We start from the raw sequence: 18,858 nt of genomic DNA on the forward strand, positions 1-18,858 counted from the left end.
CGTTCACTATTGCTATCAGAGCATGCTTTTGACCTCTGATAAACTGAAGACTTGCTTAATTCCATGTATAGCCTCGGATTTTCCCGGATTATAATGGATCGCAGCCATCCCGCAGCTTATAGCTCCATGAACATCTGCATCCAGATTATCTCCGATCATAACGGAATTCTCCGGAACTGCACCGGCTTGTTTCATCGCCAGTTTAAAGATGTATGGATTCGGCTTTTTAACCCCAGCGAATTCAGAACTCATAATTATTTTAAAATAACTTTCAATTCCTGAATTCCTGAGTTTCGCACTCTGAACCTCCTGAAATCCATTGGTAATAATATGGAGATCATATTTATATTTAAGGTAGTTCAAAATTTCGAAAGCATCTTCAAAAAGATGATTAAAGGTTGGTAAATACGTCAAGTAGTCTTCGGCAAGCTTTTTGATAACCCGATCGGAAATTTTGACCTTTAAATGCTCAAAACTCAAACGTAATCTACTGTACCTCAACTCTTCCTTAGAAACCCGATCTTCTCTATACAATTTCCAGTATCTTTCATTTATGGGCTCATATACCTCCAGAAATTCCTCAAGGGATAACTCGAGTTCATTTAACTTAAATATCTCATGAAATGCAAGTGCAGAGTTTCGGTTAAAATCCCATAACGTATGATCGAGATCAAAAAAGATATGCCGTATTTCTGAATTCATCAACGTTGTGTTTTATCTATTAAGGAGAGATAAAGTTCTGTTACAGGATTGTAATGATCGAAATTGATCACATTATTGGAAAAAACAGTATTAAAAGTTCCATGTACTTTTTTCACGATATTCTCAATTTCAAATACACGTTCTCTGGCCCGCTTCAAACTTGGCTCATTTTCCAGGGCAGCATAATGTATACATATCGGATTTACACGTAAAGGTATTTGCTCTTCAAAACTAATATCGTAAAAGAAAAATGGCGTACAGGTCGAAGCCCTGAATCCCAGATGAGATGTATAGCCCATGGTATAATCTTCATTAAATTCTGCTTCCACCATGAGACGATAGGTGTCAGGCAGATTCAGACGATTGAAGCGCTGTCGAACCCTTTTAACGGGACGATTTATATAACTGATAAGGCGTTTTCTTTCCTTCTTTAATATTCCCAGATCGGTAAACCCTTTGTAAGACGCCATTAAAGAGACAACACTATAATCAGCAACCGATTTAACCAGCACCTTAAAGGATGGATTATTAAAAGAAATATTTTTATCATAGGTAGAATAGTCGGCTATTAGAAAGAAATATAAGGCCTCGACCTGGTTGGTCTTATGTAATAAAGTAAGCTTTTCAAAGATATCATAAGGATCGTTTTTAAATCTCATGAGCACCATTAAACGCTGCCATATCAATCCGAATTTCAACGAAAGGAACTCCGACCCAATTCCTCCCATAGTTCTGATGATACCTCGCTTCAGATATTTAGTGATCACCGGCACATCAATAATGGAGGTATGTCTGAACTCACGGGAACCAAATACCATATCGGGAAACCTTCTCTGCAAGGCTATCTTGAATCTTGCAACCCAGATATCTACAAGAGGTAGATCAAGGAAATCATGCTTCATGGCGAGGCTTTCCTCTGCCGGAAACCTACCATGTTCATCCTTTACATGTGGCAGATATTCTTCATACCTGCTAAGGAAATAAAAGGATGCTGCAAATATATCATAAGGGATCGCACTCTTATCATTGGTGGGAAAAAATGCCGGTATACCTTCCCAGTCATACAGCACCATTTCCAGATCTGAGATACCCTGCTCGAACAGGAGATCATTACTCTTGATAAAGAATTCATTTTGAAGTGGCTTACGGGTATAGGTGATCTTCGGCCCACTATGGGCTATAAAATCTTCTACTTTAGTGGTGATCTCTACCTCAACAAGCAACATCTTAGTAAAGATATGTCTGATGATGTAGGATAAACGCGGTGTAATCTTATAGGTATAAACTAATAACATATCAGAGTAAGCCTTCATCTGCAAAGCTAAAATAATCCTTTTCAGTGACAATGAGATGATCGATAAGATTAATATCGAGGCTCACCGAGGCAGTGCGGATCTTTTGAGTTAGCTGTTTATCTGCCGAACTGGGAAGCAATGTACCTGAAGGATGATTATGGGCGATAATCATCGAAGTAGCGTTGCATTCTAGTGCTTTTTTAAGCAATAATCTGATATCTACCAACGTACCTGTCATCCCTCCTTTGCTAAGCTGAAAGGTCTCTGTGATCCGATTGGAATTATTTAGGTATATGACCCAGAATTCCTCATGCAATAATTCTCCGATTAATGGTTGTAACCACCGGAATGCAGATTCGCTGTTTATGATCTTATGCTTCACCAGCAATTCTTCCCGATTTCGTCTCCTCCCCAGTTCCATGGCTGCCGAAATAACCAACGCCTTTGCCTGCCCGATGCCCTTGTAACTGGTGAGATGCTTCATAGTCGCCCTGGCAAATTCATTCAGATTATTATTTGCACCGGCCAGCATACGCTTTGAAAGTGCCACTGCGCTTTCTCCGGAACTACCACTACCTATGAGAATCGCCAGCAACTCAGCGTCGGAGAGTGACGACCTTCCTTTTTTAAGCAGTTTCTCTCTGGGGCGATCTTCTTCACTCCAATGCTTAATCGAAAATGCGTTGTCCGGGTATTGCATGCTTAAATATAGTAAATTTTCTATAGTGTATGAAATAAAAAAACCGCCTGTTAAGACGGTATGTTTTTGCGAAGGATTATTGGAATTTGGCTTTGACGGCTTCAAGGTCTATACCGCCATAATTACCACTACTCATCATCAGTAATGCTACAGCATCAAAGGATCTGTTTTCAAAGAAGCGCTTCAATTCCTCCGGATCAGTAAATACCTGTAGATCATTTCTGCCAAAAGCATTCTTCACGGTATCTGCACTTATATTCTCCAGGCGCTTTAGCTTAACAGCTTCCGGCGAATAGAATACGATAGCGGTATCCGCACTATCCAGTGATTCTTTGTACTCGCCGATAAAATCTGTATTCAGACTACTATAGGTATGAAGTTCAAGGCAGGCGATCAAGTTACGATCTGGATATTGTTCCCTTACAGCTTTAACCGTGGCAGCTACTTTACTAGGCGCATGCGCAAAATCCTTAAACATAACACTCGAACTATTCTCAGCCAATTTCTCCAATCGTTTTGAAGCACCTTTAAAGCTTGCAATAGCCTCATAGAAATCCATTTCATCGATCCCCATGTGTTGACAAATCCATTTGGCACCTGCGAGATTACTTAGATTATGCTTTCCAAAGATTTCGACAGGCATCGGACCTTCCGGCGTCTGTAAAAGTGTCTCTCCATCCACCACTTCATATTCCGGAGTATCATAAGAAATTTTTCGAATGGTATTCTCTGAAGCTAGAACCAGTTCGTTCAGCACCGCATCCTCACCGTTATAGGTCAGGCTCCCTCCTTCCACAATAGAGTCGATAAAAATACTGAACTGCTCTTTGTAATTTTCAAAGGTTGGAAAAACATTGATATGATCCCACGCCACTCCGCTTAACAGGGCGATATTAGGTTGGTATAAATGAAATTTAGGGCGAAGATCAATAGGCGAGGAAAGATACTCATCGCCTTCAAGAACTATAAAATCATTGGTTTCGGTTAATTTCACCATGGTATCGAACCCTTCCAACTGTGCCCCGACCATATAATCAACTTCCCTATCATGATAGTCCAATACATGAAGGATCATCGAAGTGATGGTGGTTTTACCATGACTTCCACCAATCACAACCCGTGTTTTATATTTTGACTGCTCATATATGAATTCAGGATAGGAATAGATCTTAACACCGAGCTCTTTTGCAGCGGCTAATTCAGGATTATCCCGCTTTGCATGCATACCGAGAATAACAGCATCGAGATCAGTGGTAATCCTTTCCGGAAACCAACCCATTGCAGACGGTAATAATCCTTTGTTTTCTAACCGGGAACGGGAAGGTTCAAAAATCATATCATCACTCCCTGTAATCTCATAACCTTTTTCATGAAGGGCCAACGCAAGATTGTGCATGGCGCTGCCACCGATGGCAATAAAATGGATTTTCACGCTAAGCTTTTTAGAATTCTTTTAGAGGATAAAGATAGGTATTCTTTATGGTTCCTTAACCCTAAAACAGGATATCATAAGGCACAGTCTCCTATAATGCTTTGGTTACAATATTCTCGTCTGCTGTCGCAGACGAGAATACTTAATTCTTTATGGGTTTAGAAAGCTCCTGTTCCTTAAGATGTTTTGCAAAAAAGCCCATCATCGCTTCATACATGGCTATGGAATTCTCTTCCTTTCCAAATCCATGTCCTTCATCATAACGAACCATGTAGGGAACATCAACGCCTTTTTCTCTGAGAGCACTTACGATCTGATCTGATTCATCGATATTTACTCGGGGGTCATTAGCTCCCTGAACCACGAACAACGGTTTTTTGATCTTGTCGATATGGTAAACGGGAGATACTTCCTCCATGATCTTTTTCTCTGCAGCGATATCTTCGTCATACCAGATCTCCTTGATGATCTTCAGATAAGGTTTCCAGTAAGGAGGTATCGTTTTCATAAAAGTGAACAAGTTCGAAACTCCTACGTAATCTACTCCACACGCATAGAGGTCCGGAGTTTTGGTCAATCCGCGCAAAACCGCATACCCTCCATGGCTACCGCCATAGATCGCAGCCTTGTCCTTATCTACCCAGCCTTGTTTAACTACATAATCCAGTCCGTCTTCCACATCATCCATTGCTTTTCTACCGATCTGTTTGAATCCGGATTCCAGAAAATCTTTACCATATCCTCCTGAAATTCGAAAATTGACCTGTAGCGTAGCATAACCCCGACTGGCAAATAACTGTGCTTCCGGGTTGAAACCCCATTCATCACGAATACCCTGAGGACCACCATGCGGATTTACGATCACTGGTACCTTTTGACCTTCCAGTGCTGCTTTCGGAAGGGTGATATACCCATGTAAGGTAACTCCATCCCGACTCTTAAAAGTAATAGGCCTCATCTCTGCCATATCCGCTTCCTTAAGCTGCGGCATCAGGTTGTACAATAAGGTAAACTTATCACCCTCGATATCATATGAATAATAAGTACCATATAATTTATCGCTTTGGATAACCACCAGTAATTTATCTTCTTCGTCGGTTGTACCCACAACGTTATACTGATAATCCGGAAATTCTGAAGTGATTCTTTGATGCAATTTTTTATAGGTTTCACTGATCGGAACAATTACAAGTTTATCACCGGTATAGTAGTAATAATCGATCTCGTAATTTCGTTTTCTGGATCTGGACAATCCGCCGATATCATAATCATCATTGGAAAACATCTTCTTCAGCACCTTTCCTTCTTTAAGATCATAAAGCACTATTTCCGCCTTATCAGAATCCAGATTAGAGATCATATAGGCATCATGGGGATTTTCACTTTGATAGTCGAACCCAACAATACTGAACGCATCTTTCCAGGAAAGGGATTTGATCAATTCATATTTACCCGGCATGGTCTCATAATAGAGTTCGGTATTCACACCATCTCTCAATTTAGTAAAAGCACGGAGTGTACCATTCTTATCAAATGTGTAATCCATAACCGGATTGGCAGGATCTTCATTTTCATATAGCAATACGAGTTCCCCGGTATTCACATTTATTCGATAAGGCTCAAAGATCTCCGGATTATTCTTATTCATAGAGATTATGATGTGATCTTTATCCTCTTTCAAAGTGGTAATGATCTGAGCTCTAACCCCTTCAAAGGGTGTCAATTCCTTATTCTCTGATCCATCGATATTCACTGCAAAAAGGTGATAGTTTTCATTTCCTCCTTTATCCATGAGGTAGATCAGCCTTTCATTGTTCACCCATCCATAACCTCTGATGAGTTCTTCTTTCTCTTCGATAGCCATGGAAACCTCACCAGTGATCGTATTTTTTACGAACACGTGTCGCTTGCTGTTATCATCCTTTTCTCGATAAGAGAGATAGGTTCCATCAGGTGAGAACTGAAAGGAACTTGCTTTGGGTCTCGCAAAATAATCAGAGACATCATATTTATAATTTCCGGAATCAAAAGATGCCAATTCAACCAAATCGGTATCGGCAGTTACCAAAGCTGGATTCCCGGGTTTTTCAGGCTCCCCTTTTTTCATAGCTAAAGGCAATTCCATATTTCCCTGATAGAAGATTCCTTCCATAGAATCACCATCGACTTTTGCTACATACTTAATTCCGGCTTGTGCCATGGTTATGGTCACCGTATTTTCCTCCAGCGTTACACTATCCATAGGAATACCGGTAGCGCCCTGAGCCGGGCTATCCATAGTTGCTTTAAGATTCCCCTCTTCCTCTGCTATATGGAATATAAGGGGTAGTTTATTTCCCTGAACGTCAAGTTCACCGTTCCAGCTCCCTTGAACATCCTGAGCACTAACCTGCGCGGTCAAGATCATTGTAAATAAAATTAATAGGGCACGTAACCCATTGATTAGTTTGATTTTCATAAACAGTGCTGTTTTTAGATTAATGAAAAATTAGATCGTCATTACAGCACAAGCAGATTTTTATCCTGGGTAGATTCGGAAAGGAGCTATTATTTTTTGATTTGTGGCGGATAATTAGAAAAGGCTTTTTCCACTATATTCGTTAAAATTGCCTCACGCTTGGAGGGTGAGTCCTGACCTGAAGGTACTGAAACCTGGCAAACTGCCTGCCAGAAAAGCGCATCTGCAGCTACATCCACCAGATCGAACACCAATTCCCTCTTAAAAGATGGCTGTCCTACGGGTATCCCTACAGACATACCTCCGCCGACATTTCCTCCGGTACCTCCTACTCCTATACCTACACTACTACCTCCTGAGGGCACTTCATAAATCGCAGAGGTAACGTTCAAATAGAAGTCAGGATCTTCATTCACCTTAGCAAAGCCATGCTGCCCCATATAATCTTCAAGTACCCTTACCAATCTTCGCTGATCCAATTCACTCAGACCTGAATGAAACTGAGGAAAGAAGGCATAGGTCTTATATTGATCATATTTCGCTTCCTTATCAAAGTCATAGGTTACTTTAACCGAATTACAGGAATACAGGATGAAAAAAAATAATAAAATGAAGATTTGTCTCATGACCCCTTTTGGTAAATTTAATCAAATTAAGACAAATATCACATTGAGTATCAAAGAATCAGGCCAAATATTGGCAGAATAAATCTGACAGACTATTCAGATTCCACCGAGGTATTCAACATTGCCCAAAGCTTATCTTTAAGCTGTTGGATATTTTGTTGGGCTACGGAAGAAATGAACATGTACTCAATATTTTTGAAATAAGCCCGAAGTTCTTCGTCCATCTCTGATTTCAATTCATCATCCAGCATATCCGATTTTGAAATAGCAACGAATCGCTGCTTGTCCAAAAGCTCCGGATTATACCTTTTCAATTCATCGAGCAATATCTCATATTCAGCAATGATATTTTTACTGTCTGCAGGTATCAGGAATAACAAGGTTGAGTTCCTTTCGATATGTCGCAGGAAATAGTGTCCTAAACCTTTACCTTCGGCTGCACCTTCGATGATTCCCGGAATATCCGCCATGACGAAGGTCTGAAAATCACGATATTCTACAATACCGAGATTAGGCTTCAGGGTCGTAAATTCATAATCGGCGATCTTTGGCTTGGCTGAAGTAACTACAGATAATAAGGTCGACTTACCGGCGTTGGGAAATCCGACCAATCCGACATCAGCCAGAACTTTTAGTTCAAGCGTTATCTGTTGTTCTTCACCGGGAATACCTGGTTGAGCGTATCTGGGGGTCTGATTTGTGGGCGACTTAAAATGCCAGTTCCCACGACCTCCTTTTCCTCCTTCCAGTAAGATTTTCTCTTCACCTTCCGCAGTGATCTCAAATAATGTTTTCCCTGTTTCGGTATCCTTGACAACGGTTCCTAACGGAACTTCCAGATAGACATCCGCACCATCGGCACCTGTACTACGCTGTTTCCCTCCGTGTTCTCCGTGTCCTGCACGAAAGTGCTTTTTAAATTTAAAGTGATACAGGGTCCACAAGTTCTTATTCCCTCTAAGGATAACATGGCCACCACGACCTCCATCACCCCCGTCGGGGCCGCCTTTAGCGACATACTTTTCCCTATGCAGGTGTGCAGATCCTTTTCCTCCGTTTCCGGAAGTCACATATAATTTGACGTAATCGACAAAATTACCCTCAGTCATATTCTACTACTAATAAATTGATTTTTTTACAGGCTCGCTGTTACGCGTCCTGCTCTTTATAAAGAGAATCGATCACATTACTCAATCGTTCCGTGATCACCTCAATGCTACCGATACCATTTACATTATGAAGTTTGCTTTGCTCTTCATAGTAAGCTAATAACGGAGCGGTTTTTTCATTGTATTCTTCAAAACGGTTACGGATCTTGCTTTCATCCTGATCATCACTTCGACCACTGACTTTACCACGCTCCAGAAGACGTTGAATCAGGACCTCATCATCTGCTTCGAGGGCGATCGTTGCATCGATCTGCATTCCCTTACTATCCATAAGAGCATCCAATGATTTTGCCTGCGCATCCGTTCTTGGAAATCCGTCAAATATAAATCCGTTTGCCTCAGGAAATTTCTCTACCTCAGCATTCAACATATCGATAGTAACTTGATCAGGAACCAGTTCTCCGTTATCGATAAAGGTCTTAGCCAATTTACCAAGTTCAGTACCATTCTTCATGTTGTATCTGAAAACATCCCCGGTAGAAATGTGTTTCAGGTTGTACTTCTCCTTTAAAAAATTAGCTTGTGTACCTTTTCCGGCACCTGGTTTTCCAAAAAGCACTAAGTTGATCATCTTTTTTTCGTTTAATTGATATACTTCCGGCAAATTACGCCCTAACTCGTCATAATCCAGTCCGTATCCTACAATAAACCGGTTAGGAATCTTAATACCGACATAGTCGATGTTGTATTCCCCTGAATATACATCCGGTTTATAGAACATGGCTGCGATCTTGAAACGCTTTACATTGATACTGGAAAACATCGAAACCAATTCCTTAACCGTTCTACCGGTATCGATGATATCTTCAAGTATCACCACACTTCTCCCCTCTACTTCCTGAGGAATATCAAGCAGGGTCTTAACGATTCCTGTCGATGAAAATCCATGATAAGAACTCAGCTTTACAAAGCTCACCTCACATGGCTGATCATACGCCTTAAGGAAATCCGATGCGAACATAAAAGCACCGTTCAGGACACAAACGAAGATCGGAACCTCATTTTCAAAATCAGCTTTCACTTCGTCAACCATACGTTGAACCGCTTCCTGAATCTGACCTGCCTGAATATAAGGTTTGAAGTATTTATCGTGTAACCGTATCAAATCGCTTATAATTATAAAGTTGCAAAGATAATATTTAGATTAATGTTAACCTCGAATTTCACCCGAATTCGTACAGGGTTTGAGAATTAACTGTATTTTTGTGCCACTACAAAGTTTCATATCAATATAGTGCGATTTTAAACTATAAAATTAATGAATTATTTTTCATCTGACTTTAAACTTGGAATCCTGGGAGGCGGACAGCTCGGAAAAATGTTACTTTATGAAACCCGGAAATTCGATATTTATACCCGGGTAATGGATCCCTCTGCGGAAGCTCCCTGCAGGATCGCCTGTAATGAATTCATCCAGGGTGACCTTATGAACTTCGATGCAGTTTACAATTTCGGAAAGGATGTGGATGTACTGACTATCGAAATTGAAAACGTGAACATCGATGCTCTGGAAAAGCTGGAAAAAGAAGGAATACAGGTATATCCCTCCGCAAAAACGCTTAAAAAAATACAGAACAAGGCTACACAAAAACTTTTTTATGTAGATCACAATATCCCTACTGCCGATTTTACGCGATTCGCCTACGGCGATGAGATCCTGCCGGCAATCAAAAACGAATCGCTTTCCTTCCCCTTTGTATGGAAAAGTGCCCGCTTTGGTTATGATGGACAGGGTGTAAAGGTAGTACGCACCTACTCCGATCTGGAGGCACTCCCGCCACAGGAATGTATCGCTGAAAAAATGATACCGTTCAAGAATGAACTGGCGGTTGTCGTTGCCAGAGATGTACATGGAAATGTTAAGACCTACCCGGTGGTTGAAATGGAATTTCATCCTGAAGCAAATCAGGTGGAATATGTAATATGCCCTGCCCGAATCGATGAAGCTGTCGCTAAGAAAGCACAATTAATAGCACTTAAAGTTTCGCAGGCTTTTGAGCATGTAGGACTCCTGGCTGTGGAAATGTTCCAGACTGAAAATGATGAGATACTGGTCAACGAAGTTGCCCCAAGACCTCACAACAGTGGCCATTACAGTATTGAAGCGAGCTACACCAATCAGTTCGAGCAGCATTTACGAGCCATTCTAGGACTTCCGCTTGGAAAAACTGACAGTAAGGTTGCAGGAATCATGGTCAATCTTGTTGGCGAAGAAGGCTATACCGGAAACGTGGTCTACAAAAACATCGAAAAGATCATGGGAATGGAAGGCGTTACCCCACATATCTATGGCAAAAAGGAAACCAGACCTTTTCGAAAAATGGGCCATGTCACCATCGTAGATCCAGACATCGCCAAAGCCCGAAAGGTAGCCGGAGAAGTAAAGAAAACCATAAAAGTAATAAGCGAATAAAATTCAGATAAATGGCTAAAGTTGCAATAATCATGGGAAGTACAAGTGACCTGCCGGTCATGCAGGATGCTGTGGATGTATTACAGGAACTCGGAGTTAGTACGGAAGTGGATATAGTTTCCGCTCACAGGACTCCCGAAAAAATGTTTGATTTTGGAAAGAATGCACATAAGAACGGAATACAAGTGATCATCGCCGGAGCAGGAGGTGCTGCCCATCTGCCTGGAATGGTTGCATCGCTTTCCCCATTACCGGTGATCGGTGTTCCCGTAAAAAGCAGCAACTCGATCGATGGCTGGGATTCTGTATTATCGATTCTGCAAATGCCCGGCGGCGTACCGGTAGCTACGGTTGCACTGAATGGAGCAAAAAATGCAGGTATACTTGCTGCTCAGATCATCGGTTCAGCAGATAGCGAAGTTCTGGAACGCATCATCGCCTATAAAGAATCGCTAAAAGCTAAAGTGATCGAAGGCGCAGCCTCCGTTAAAAAATAAGATTTCATCATACAGACGGCAGGCTTCAGACCTGCCGTCGTTCATTTACTCTAAAGCAATCGTATATGAGCAACATCCTCAATAAGACATTTGACACCTTTAATCAAACGATACCCTTTTCCAAAATAAAAACCTCCGATTTTCCGGAAGCTATCAAAACTGAGATCGACCACACACGTGCCGAGATCGATGCGATAACGGATACAACGGAAGCACCAAGCTTCGAAAACACAGTGGAAGCCCTGGAATATACCGGTCTGAAACTCGACGTGGTTACCTCAACCTTTTTTAATCTGAATAGTGCCGAAACCAATGAAGAGATGCAAAAACTGGCTCAGGAGATCTCGCCGCTGCTTTCGGAATTCAGTAATGATGTCAGACTTAACACCGAACTTTTTAAAAGGGTCAAAGCCGTTTATGAGCAAAAAGACACCCTTACCCTCAATGCGGAACAGCACAAACTACTCGACAAGCAATATAAAAGCTTTGCTCGTAATGGTGCAAACCTTAACGAAGAACAGAAAACAGTACTCAGATCTATCGATAAAGAACTCTCTCAGCTAGGACTAAAATTCGGGGAACATGTTCTTGCTGACACCAATAGTTATGAACTTCATATCACGGACGAAAAAGACCTGTCAGGTTTACCGGAAGGGATCATCGAAGCGGCAAAACATGAAGCAGAAAGTTCCGGAAAGGACGGCTGGATATTCACCCTCAATTATCCTAGCTACATCCCATTTATGACCTATGCAGACAATCGCGAACTCAGAAAGAAACTATCTTTTGCATTCGGAAGCAAAGCATTCCACGGCGATGATTTTGACAATAAGGAAATCATCAGGAAGATTATTAATCTTCGGCACCAAAGAGCTCAATTGTTAGGGTATGACTCTCATGCACATTATGTTCTCGAGGAACGAATGGCCCGTTCTCCAAAAGAAGTCAATGCCTTTTTAAAGGAACTGCTTGATAAAGCTAAACCTGCAGCCGAAAGAGAGTTCACTCAACTTTCAGCTTTCGCAAAAGAACTGGATCAAATCGACCAACTGGAAAAATGGGACAGCACTTATTATTCTGAAAAATTAAAGCAGAAACTCTTCAATCTTGATGATGAAAAACTCAAACCTTATTTCAAACTTGAGAATGTAATAAACGGGGTATTTGAGATCGCAGGAGAACTATACGGACTAAAATTCGAACCCGCTCAAGATATCGACAAATATCATGCAGATGTTCAAACCTATAAGGTTTTTGATGAATCCGGCAAGTTCATCGCTGTCTTCTACGCCGATTTTCATCCTAGAAAAGGCAAAAGAAACGGAGCTTGGATGACGGTTTATCGTCAGCAATACCGCAGAAATAATGAAGAGGTACGCCCACACATTTCAATTGTTTGCAATTTCACAAAACCAACGCCAACAAAACCGTCCTTACTCACCTTCAACGAAGTAACGACCTTATTCCACGAATTCGGTCATGCACTGCACGGTATGCTGGCGGATACAACCTATCCCGGCCTAAGTGGAACCAATGTATATTGGGATTTCGTAGAACTTCCAAGTCAGATTTTCGAGAATTGGTGCTATGAAAAGGAAGCATTGGAAAAATTTGCAACGCATTATGAATCGGGAGAAATGATTCCGATGGAATATGTGGAGAAAATACGAGAATCAGCTTCATTCCTTGAAGGAATGCAAACACTCAGACAACTGAGTTTTGGCCTGCTGGATATGAGCTACCATGGAGTGGATCCGAAAGCCATCAACGATATAAAATCTCATGAAAGCGAAGTTTTCAAACAAACGGACCTTTATCCGGATAACCCGGAGACCTGCATGAGCACCTCTTTTTCACACATATTCCATGGAGGTTATTCTTCAGGGTATTACAGTTACAAATGGGCGGAAGTACTCGATGCCGATGCATTTGAACTATTTAAAGAAAAAGGAATCTTTGATCGGGAAGTCGCTAAAAGCTTCAGAAACAATATTTTATCTAAAGGAGGGACCGAAGACCCTATGGAACTTTATAAAAGATTCCGTGGGAAGGAACCGGAACCGGATGCTCTGTTGAGGAGAGCCGGACTTATTGATAAGTGATTAGTGGTAAGTGGTAAGTTTTAATTATAAATTTCAGATTGTAAATTATAATTCCAATCTAAACTCGCAATTTTGTATTGCTCATAACGCTAACTTCCTATTCTCTGACCAGTTCCCTAAAGATCGGAATTGGAAGAGTGGAAAGTAAATTGTAAAAGAGTGATGAATGTTGACTTTTGTCTTCATTTGTCACCATAGGTTAATGTGCCACAAGGCACCTATCTGGGAAGTAGCTATTAAAATGGTAAAGCCTATGTATTTCAGAAATGCTCAAAAACTTAAAACTTACCACTTATAACTCAATTACTGTTTCTCCCCTTCTATGACCGGCAGTCCGGATTTCATCCATGCGGTGATACCTCCTTCAAGATTTATCACTTTTTCAAATCCCAGAGAATCAAGAATGGTTGCTGCACGGCGACTTCTTTTACCAGTACGGCAATAAACCATTACGGTCTTACTTTTATTCAGCGACTCTATATTCTTTATAAAGGCATCATTATTGACATCCATATTAACTGCACCTTCCAGATGACTCTCACTGAACTCTTCAGGTGATCGTACATCGAGAAGTGTACTTTTCTTCATTTTCTTTGCATCCACCTCATTGATCGGAACATGTGTCAATTGCGCCGAAAGGGTTGTGCCCAGTAGCAAAAATGCCAAATAGATTATTTTTTTCATTTTTTATCAATTCCGGTTTATAGTAAAGTTACAAAATCAAAATTTAATTATATTCACCTACCTTTATCACAAAAAGCGCGAATGCCTTCCAGTAAGTTAAATCCGGAATTATGGGTAGATCGATATGCCGATTACCTCTTTAATTACACGATATCACGCGTAAACGATCCCGTTATGGCCGAAGATCTGGTTCAGGAGACCTTCCTGGCCGGTCTGCGTTCCGCCAAGGGATTTAAGGGTGACGCCAGCGAAAGAACCTGGTTGATCGCAATCCTGAAAAGAAAGATCATCGATTATTACCGAAAGAACAATTCGGCTAAAGGCAAGGCCGAGGTGAAGATCAACTTCAGCAATAATGAGGATGAAGGCGACTGGCTGGAGGAGAAAGTTGCAGACCAATTCGACATCACCGCAGAAGATGCCATGGAGAATGAAGAACTGGCGCTTATTATAGAAGATTGCCTTTCAAAACTACCCCCGAAACAAGCCGCAGTCTTTCGCATGAAAACTATTCAGGGAATGGAAACTGAAGATATTTGTAAAGAATTAAAAATCACACCGTCTAACCTTTGGGTGATCATCCACAGAGCAAGAACGAGCCTGATGAGTTGCCTTGAGGAGAATTGGTTCTAAAAAGCCATGAGGAATGCATAGTAAGAATACTTTATTTATCGATTGTAAGGAAGCGGTACGCATCTGTGACAAGGCTCAATATGACGAAGCCGGTCTATGGGAAAAATTCAAATTACGCCTGCATCATGCATATTGTAGCAGTTGCAGAAAACACTCTGTAAAAAATGGAGAATTGACCAAATTGTGCGACAAGGCCAACCTGAAGTGTATGGATCCCGCTAAGAAAAAAGCCCTCAAAGATGAGATCAGATCTGCCTGCTCAAAAGAAAGTTAAGATCAGAAACCAAAATATTGGCACACTTTCTACAAGGACACTGGTATAGTAACCTGATTGCCCTTCCCGGGTATTCCATAACAGCAATAAGGTGATTAAAGCTACTGGAAGGCTTCCGAATAACTTCTCAGATCCGGAATAAAAAAACCCATACAGATCAGGCACAATAAACAATAACAATATTACGGTCCCCATAATTTTAGACCCTCTGACCCCAATTTCCTGAGGCAGTGTCTTCAAATCAGGATTATCATACTGCATATCTCGAATTTCGAATGGAATAATCAGTGCCAGCACGAGCAGAAAACGCTGAAAAGCTTCGATCCACACTGCCGAAGTTACAGGATTTTGTGTATTCACAACTGGTAGAATCACTGTAGCAATCGCCCAGGACAAAGCCACGACATAAATCTTGATTCCCTTTAGATTTCTCAGGTTTGCAAATCTCGCAGACAAGGGTACTACATAGAGTACCACCAGCAACATCAGAACACCGGTCCAGTAGATGGTTTCCCAACGAAAAAACCTGACAAAATATAGCGCCCCAAGAAAACATAGGGCACTGAAATACTGAATCTGACGAATATATTTCTCCTTCAAAAAAATATAATGATCAGCCATACTCGCATACTTCACAAAATTATACCCAAAAATGCACCCAAAGAACAAACAAAAAGCCAACGGATAGTCAGGTTTTATATTCAATTGAATTGCTGTTACAATACTGAGTACAAATACCGCTAAGGACACATGTACACTGGCATCGAGATAGAAATCTAATAATCGCTTCAGGTATTTCATATTTATGGGAAAGCCTTTGATCTAATTCGCTGAAACAAGGGTTAAAAAGTTTCGTTAAACCCCTTTCAAAAGTACTTTTATATCCCAATATAATATGTACTTTTGCGCAAATTAAAATTACACAATTTTACAGAGATATAATGAGAACAGATTCTTTTGTAATTCGTCATATCGGACCTAAGGAAGGTGACCTGAATAAAATGCTGGAAACGGTCGGAATTAAGGATATCGACCAGTTGATCTATGAGACTTTTCCTGATGGGATCAGATTGAAAAATGACCTGGACTTGCCAGAAGCAATGTCTGAATATGAGTATCTGAATCACCTTCAGAAATTAGCAGGTAAAAACAAGGTATATCGTTCCTTTATCGGAATGGGTTATCATGAACCTGTACTACCGTCGGTGATCAAGAGAAATATTCTTGAAAATCCGGGTTGGTATACCGCTTACACCCCTTATCAGGCTGAGATTGCCCAAGGTCGTCTCGAGGCACTGCTCAATTTCCAAACCATGGTTTGTGACCTCACAGGTATGGAACTGGCAAATGCATCACTGCTCGATGAGGGTACAGCTGCCGCTGAAGCTATGACGATGCTGTTCAGTGCCAGAAGCAGGGAACAAAAAAAGAATGACGTCAATAAATTCTTCATCTCTGAAGAAGTGCTACCTCAAACCCAGGCAATCCTTGAAACAAAAGCTTCACCGCTCGGAATTGAGCTGGTAATCGGCGATCACAGATCCTTTGATTTCAACGGTGGCTATTATGGTGTACTATTACAATATCCAGGTAAATACGGGGAAGCTTTCGACTACAGTGAATTCACTGCGGAAGCAAATGCAAATGACATTAAAGTAGCAGTTGCTGCTGATATCCTGAGCCTGGTAAGCCTGACACCTCCCGGTGAATTCGGTGCTGAAGTAGTAGTAGGAACAACACAACGTTTCGGAGTACCACTGGGTTACGGCGGACCACATGCTGCCTTTTTTGCTACCAAAGAAAGTTATAAAAGAAATATCCCCGGAAGGATCATAGGAGCTACTCGCGACACTGATGGAAACCATGCCCTACGTATGGCCCTTCAGACAAGAGAGCAACATATAAAGCGTGATAAAGCTACCTCCAATATCTGTACCGCCCAAGTGTTACTCGCCGTCATGGCTGGAATGTATGCGGTCTATCACGGTCCTAAAGGATTAAAATATATTGCAGATAAAGTACACCGTTCAACAGTTACTTTGGCTAAAACTTTAGAGAAACTCGGCTACCAGCAATTGAATGAGCGCTATTTCGATACGCTGCTGATCAAAGCAGATGCTGCTACCGTACGCGAAATCGCTTTATTGCAGGAGATCAACTTCAATTACATCGATGACGCTACCTTATCGATCGCTCTTAATGAGACAGTGAGTCTTAACGACCTGAACACCATCGTTCAGATCTTTGCCGATGCAGCTGGTAAGAACACGATCAGAATTGAAGGATTAGAAGCTGAAATAAATGCTTTTAACGGACTTGAGAGACAATCGGTTTTCCTTGAGAACGAAGTATTCAACTCTTACCATTCAGAGACCGAATTAATGCGCTACATCAAAAAACTGGAGCGCAAAGACCTTTCTCTCAACCATTCCATGATCTCACTAGGATCGTGTACCATGAAACTGAATGCTGCCAGTGAAATGCTACCGTTAAGCGTTGATAGCTGGGCAAACATCCATCCTTTCGCGCCTCTGGATCAGGCAGCGGGATATCAGGAAGTTTTAAAAGGACTGGAACAACAATTAAATATCATCACTGGTTTCGCAGGTACCTCTTTACAGCCGAATTCCGGTGCGCAAGGTGAATATGCCGGACTGATGGTAATACGTGCTTACCAAGCTGCCAGAAACGAAGGCCATCGTGATGTATGTCTTATTCCGGCATCTGCTCACGGTACTAACCCGGCATCCGCAGTTCTTGCAGGATTAAAAGTAGTGGTTACCAAAACAGATGAAATCGGAAACATCGATGTTGAAGATCTTAAGGAGAAAGCTGAAAAATATAGAGATCAGTTATCCTCTTTGATGGTTACATACCCATCAACGCACGGGGTTTTCGAATCCTCAATTAAAGAGATCACTCAGATCATACACGATAATGGTGGTCAGGTTTATATGGACGGAGCTAACATGAACGCACAGGTTGGACTTACCAATCCTGCAACCATCGGAGCAGACGTATGTCACCTGAACCTGCACAAGACCTTTGCTATCCCACATGGTGGTGGCGGACCAGGTGTTGGACCGATCTGTGTAGCCGAACATCTTGTAGATTTTCTACCTTCAAACCCAATGGTTCCAACTGGTGGAAAATCAGGAATTGAAGCCATCTCATCTGCACCTTGGGGAAGTGCACTTGTATGTCTGATCTCCTACGGCTATATCAAAATGCTGGGTGGAGAAGGACTCAAAAAGGCGACTCAATTTGCTATTCTGAATGCAAACTACCTCAAAAACAGATTAAACGAACATTTCAATGTTCTTTACACTGGAGAAAGAGGCCGTGCAGCTCATGAAATGATACTGGATTGCCGCCCGTTTAAAGCAAACGGTATTGAAGTTACTGATATAGCAAAACGACTTATGGACTATGGATTCCATGCTCCTACTGTTTCCTTCCCGGTTGCCGGAACCATCATGGTGGAGCCTACCGAGAGTGAAAGTCTTGCAGAACTCGACAGGTTCTGTGAAGCGATGATCAGTATACGTAAGGAGATAGACAATGCTACCGCAGATGATCTGGATAACGTTTTGAAAAACGCTCCCCACACCCTGAAAATGATCACTGCGAATGACTGGAATCATTCTTATTCAAGAGAAGCCGCAGCTTTCCCACTGCCTTACGTTGCCGAAAACAAATTCTGGCCAACGGTAAGACGAGTAGATGATGCCTATGGAGATCGTAATCTGATCTGCACTTGTGAGCCAATAGAGGCCTACATGGAAGCATAATCATAAATAAAACAATTAATATCAGTGCCTTTTCTAAAATAATTGAGAAGGCACTTTTATTTTTATAAAAAAACCCCATATT

Annotated in this window: 16 protein-coding genes; 6 read left to right on the forward strand and 10 right to left on the reverse strand. The window is 41.5% G+C overall.

Translation table 11 applies throughout. The annotated features are described in order from the left end of the window. Positions 1-15: 15 nt before the first annotated feature. From DMZ48_RS06940 to DMZ48_RS06975, 8 genes are all read right to left on the reverse strand, one after another. Positions 16-702, reverse strand: a complete 687-nt coding sequence (locus tag DMZ48_RS06940; RefSeq protein ID WP_143954405.1) for a YjjG family noncanonical pyrimidine nucleotidase — start codon at positions 700-702, stop codon at positions 16-18. Further along, positions 702-2,015 carry a polysaccharide deacetylase family protein gene (locus DMZ48_RS06945; protein ID WP_242009144.1) on the reverse strand — a complete coding sequence of 438 codons (1,314 nt, stop codon included), beginning with the start codon at positions 2,013-2,015 and terminating at the stop codon, positions 702-704. The genes DMZ48_RS06940 and DMZ48_RS06945 overlap by 1 nt, the downstream gene beginning before the upstream one ends. Then, positions 1,999-2,697, reverse strand: a complete 699-nt coding sequence (gene radC, locus DMZ48_RS06950) for a RadC family protein (RefSeq protein ID WP_143954406.1) — start codon at positions 2,695-2,697, stop codon at positions 1,999-2,001. Before radC ends, DMZ48_RS06945 begins: the two co-directional genes overlap by 17 nt. A gap of 76 nt (positions 2,698-2,773) precedes the next feature. Further along, on the reverse strand, positions 2,774-4,129 hold the full coding sequence (locus DMZ48_RS06955) for a UDP-N-acetylmuramate--L-alanine ligase (RefSeq protein ID WP_143954407.1): 1,356 nt from the start codon (positions 4,127-4,129) through the stop codon (positions 2,774-2,776). A 142-nt stretch (positions 4,130-4,271) separates the two neighbouring features. Continuing rightward, entirely contained in the window at positions 4,272-6,587 is a 2,316-nt protein-coding gene (locus tag DMZ48_RS06960) for a S9 family peptidase (protein ID WP_143954408.1), read from the reverse strand. A gap of 89 nt (positions 6,588-6,676) precedes the next feature. Further along, positions 6,677-7,213, reverse strand: a complete 537-nt coding sequence (locus DMZ48_RS06965) for a DUF4136 domain-containing protein (protein ID WP_143954409.1) — start codon at positions 7,211-7,213, stop codon at positions 6,677-6,679. A gap of 92 nt (positions 7,214-7,305) precedes the next feature. After that, complete coding sequence (gene obgE / locus DMZ48_RS06970) at positions 7,306-8,322, reverse strand: GTPase ObgE (protein WP_143954410.1); 1,017 nt, start codon at positions 8,320-8,322, stop codon at positions 7,306-7,308. A 40-nt stretch (positions 8,323-8,362) separates the two neighbouring features. Then, the gene (locus DMZ48_RS06975; RefSeq protein ID WP_143954411.1) at positions 8,363-9,487 is read right to left on the reverse strand and encodes an adenylate kinase; all 1,125 of its coding nucleotides are present in this window, start codon (positions 9,485-9,487) and stop codon (positions 8,363-8,365) included. Between the two features lie 153 nt (positions 9,488-9,640). On the opposite strand from DMZ48_RS06975, the gene DMZ48_RS06980 reads away from it, so the two are divergent. From DMZ48_RS06980 to DMZ48_RS06990, 3 genes are all read left to right on the forward strand, one after another. Continuing rightward, positions 9,641-10,795 carry a 5-(carboxyamino)imidazole ribonucleotide synthase gene (locus DMZ48_RS06980; protein WP_143954412.1) on the forward strand — a complete coding sequence of 385 codons (1,155 nt, stop codon included), beginning with the start codon at positions 9,641-9,643 and terminating at the stop codon, positions 10,793-10,795. A gap of 11 nt (positions 10,796-10,806) precedes the next feature. Then, the gene (purE, locus tag DMZ48_RS06985) at positions 10,807-11,292 is read left to right on the forward strand and encodes a 5-(carboxyamino)imidazole ribonucleotide mutase (protein ID WP_143954413.1); all 486 of its coding nucleotides are present in this window, start codon (positions 10,807-10,809) and stop codon (positions 11,290-11,292) included. A 65-nt stretch (positions 11,293-11,357) separates the two neighbouring features. Continuing rightward, positions 11,358-13,394 (forward strand): M3 family metallopeptidase, encoded by a 2,037-nt coding sequence (locus DMZ48_RS06990; RefSeq protein WP_143954414.1) that lies wholly within the window; start codon positions 11,358-11,360, stop codon positions 13,392-13,394. 303 nt (positions 13,395-13,697) lie between these two features. On the opposite strand, the gene DMZ48_RS06995 is transcribed toward DMZ48_RS06990, so the two are convergent. Then, positions 13,698-14,078 carry a rhodanese-like domain-containing protein gene (locus DMZ48_RS06995; protein WP_143954415.1) on the reverse strand — a complete coding sequence of 127 codons (381 nt, stop codon included), beginning with the start codon at positions 14,076-14,078 and terminating at the stop codon, positions 13,698-13,700. Positions 14,079-14,159: 81 nt separating this feature from the next. On the opposite strand from DMZ48_RS06995, the gene DMZ48_RS07000 reads away from it, so the two are divergent. Together DMZ48_RS07000 and DMZ48_RS07005 are read left to right on the forward strand one after the other, a co-directional pair. After that, entirely contained in the window at positions 14,160-14,711 is a 552-nt protein-coding gene (locus tag DMZ48_RS07000; protein ID WP_143954416.1) for a sigma-70 family RNA polymerase sigma factor, read from the forward strand. A gap of 13 nt (positions 14,712-14,724) precedes the next feature. Further along, the gene (locus DMZ48_RS07005) at positions 14,725-14,985 is read left to right on the forward strand and encodes a hypothetical protein (protein WP_143954417.1); all 261 of its coding nucleotides are present in this window, start codon (positions 14,725-14,727) and stop codon (positions 14,983-14,985) included. Here the strand turns inward: DMZ48_RS07005 and DMZ48_RS07010 are convergent. Continuing rightward, positions 14,971-15,786, reverse strand: coding sequence for a UbiA prenyltransferase family protein (locus DMZ48_RS07010; protein WP_143954418.1), 816 nt, complete (start codon positions 15,784-15,786; stop codon positions 14,971-14,973). The genes DMZ48_RS07005 and DMZ48_RS07010 overlap by 15 nt on opposite strands. A 140-nt stretch (positions 15,787-15,926) precedes the next feature. Here DMZ48_RS07010 and gcvP point away from each other — a divergent pair, with 140 nt between their 5' ends. After that, positions 15,927-18,776, forward strand: coding sequence for an aminomethyl-transferring glycine dehydrogenase (gene gcvP, locus DMZ48_RS07015; RefSeq protein ID WP_143954419.1), 2,850 nt, complete (start codon positions 15,927-15,929; stop codon positions 18,774-18,776). Positions 18,777-18,858: the final 82 nt, after the last annotated feature.

The organism is Robertkochia solimangrovi, from assembly GCF_007279655.1.
GTDB classification, from domain to species: domain Bacteria; phylum Bacteroidota; class Bacteroidia; order Flavobacteriales; family Flavobacteriaceae; genus Robertkochia; species Robertkochia solimangrovi.

Coding starts and splice junctions, on each gene's coding strand:
- DMZ48_RS06960 (WP_143954408.1), bottom strand. CDS start 6,587: ATGAAAATCAAACTAATCAATGGGTTACGTGCCCTATTAATTTTATTT.
- DMZ48_RS06995 (WP_143954415.1), bottom strand. CDS start 14,078: ATGAAAAAAATAATCTATTTGGCATTTTTGCTACTGGGCACAACCCTT.
- DMZ48_RS06945 (WP_242009144.1), bottom strand. CDS start 2,015: ATGAAGGCTTACTCTGATATGTTATTAGTTTATACCTATAAGATTACA.
- DMZ48_RS06965 (WP_143954409.1), bottom strand. CDS start 7,213: ATGAGACAAATCTTCATTTTATTATTTTTTTTCATCCTGTATTCCTGT.
- purE (WP_143954413.1), top strand. CDS start 10,807: ATGGCTAAAGTTGCAATAATCATGGGAAGTACAAGTGACCTGCCGGTC.
- DMZ48_RS07000 (WP_143954416.1), top strand. CDS start 14,160: ATGCCTTCCAGTAAGTTAAATCCGGAATTATGGGTAGATCGATATGCC.
- radC (WP_143954406.1), bottom strand. CDS start 2,697: ATGCAATACCCGGACAACGCATTTTCGATTAAGCATTGGAGTGAAGAA.
- DMZ48_RS07010 (WP_143954418.1), bottom strand. CDS start 15,786: ATGAAATACCTGAAGCGATTATTAGATTTCTATCTCGATGCCAGTGTA.
- obgE (WP_143954410.1), bottom strand. CDS start 8,322: ATGACTGAGGGTAATTTTGTCGATTACGTCAAATTATATGTGACTTCC.
- DMZ48_RS06990 (WP_143954414.1), top strand. CDS start 11,358: ATGAGCAACATCCTCAATAAGACATTTGACACCTTTAATCAAACGATA.
- DMZ48_RS07005 (WP_143954417.1), top strand. CDS start 14,725: ATGCATAGTAAGAATACTTTATTTATCGATTGTAAGGAAGCGGTACGC.
- gcvP (WP_143954419.1), top strand. CDS start 15,927: ATGAGAACAGATTCTTTTGTAATTCGTCATATCGGACCTAAGGAAGGT.
- DMZ48_RS06940 (WP_143954405.1), bottom strand. CDS start 702: ATGAATTCAGAAATACGGCATATCTTTTTTGATCTCGATCATACGTTA.
- DMZ48_RS06980 (WP_143954412.1), top strand. CDS start 9,641: ATGAATTATTTTTCATCTGACTTTAAACTTGGAATCCTGGGAGGCGGA.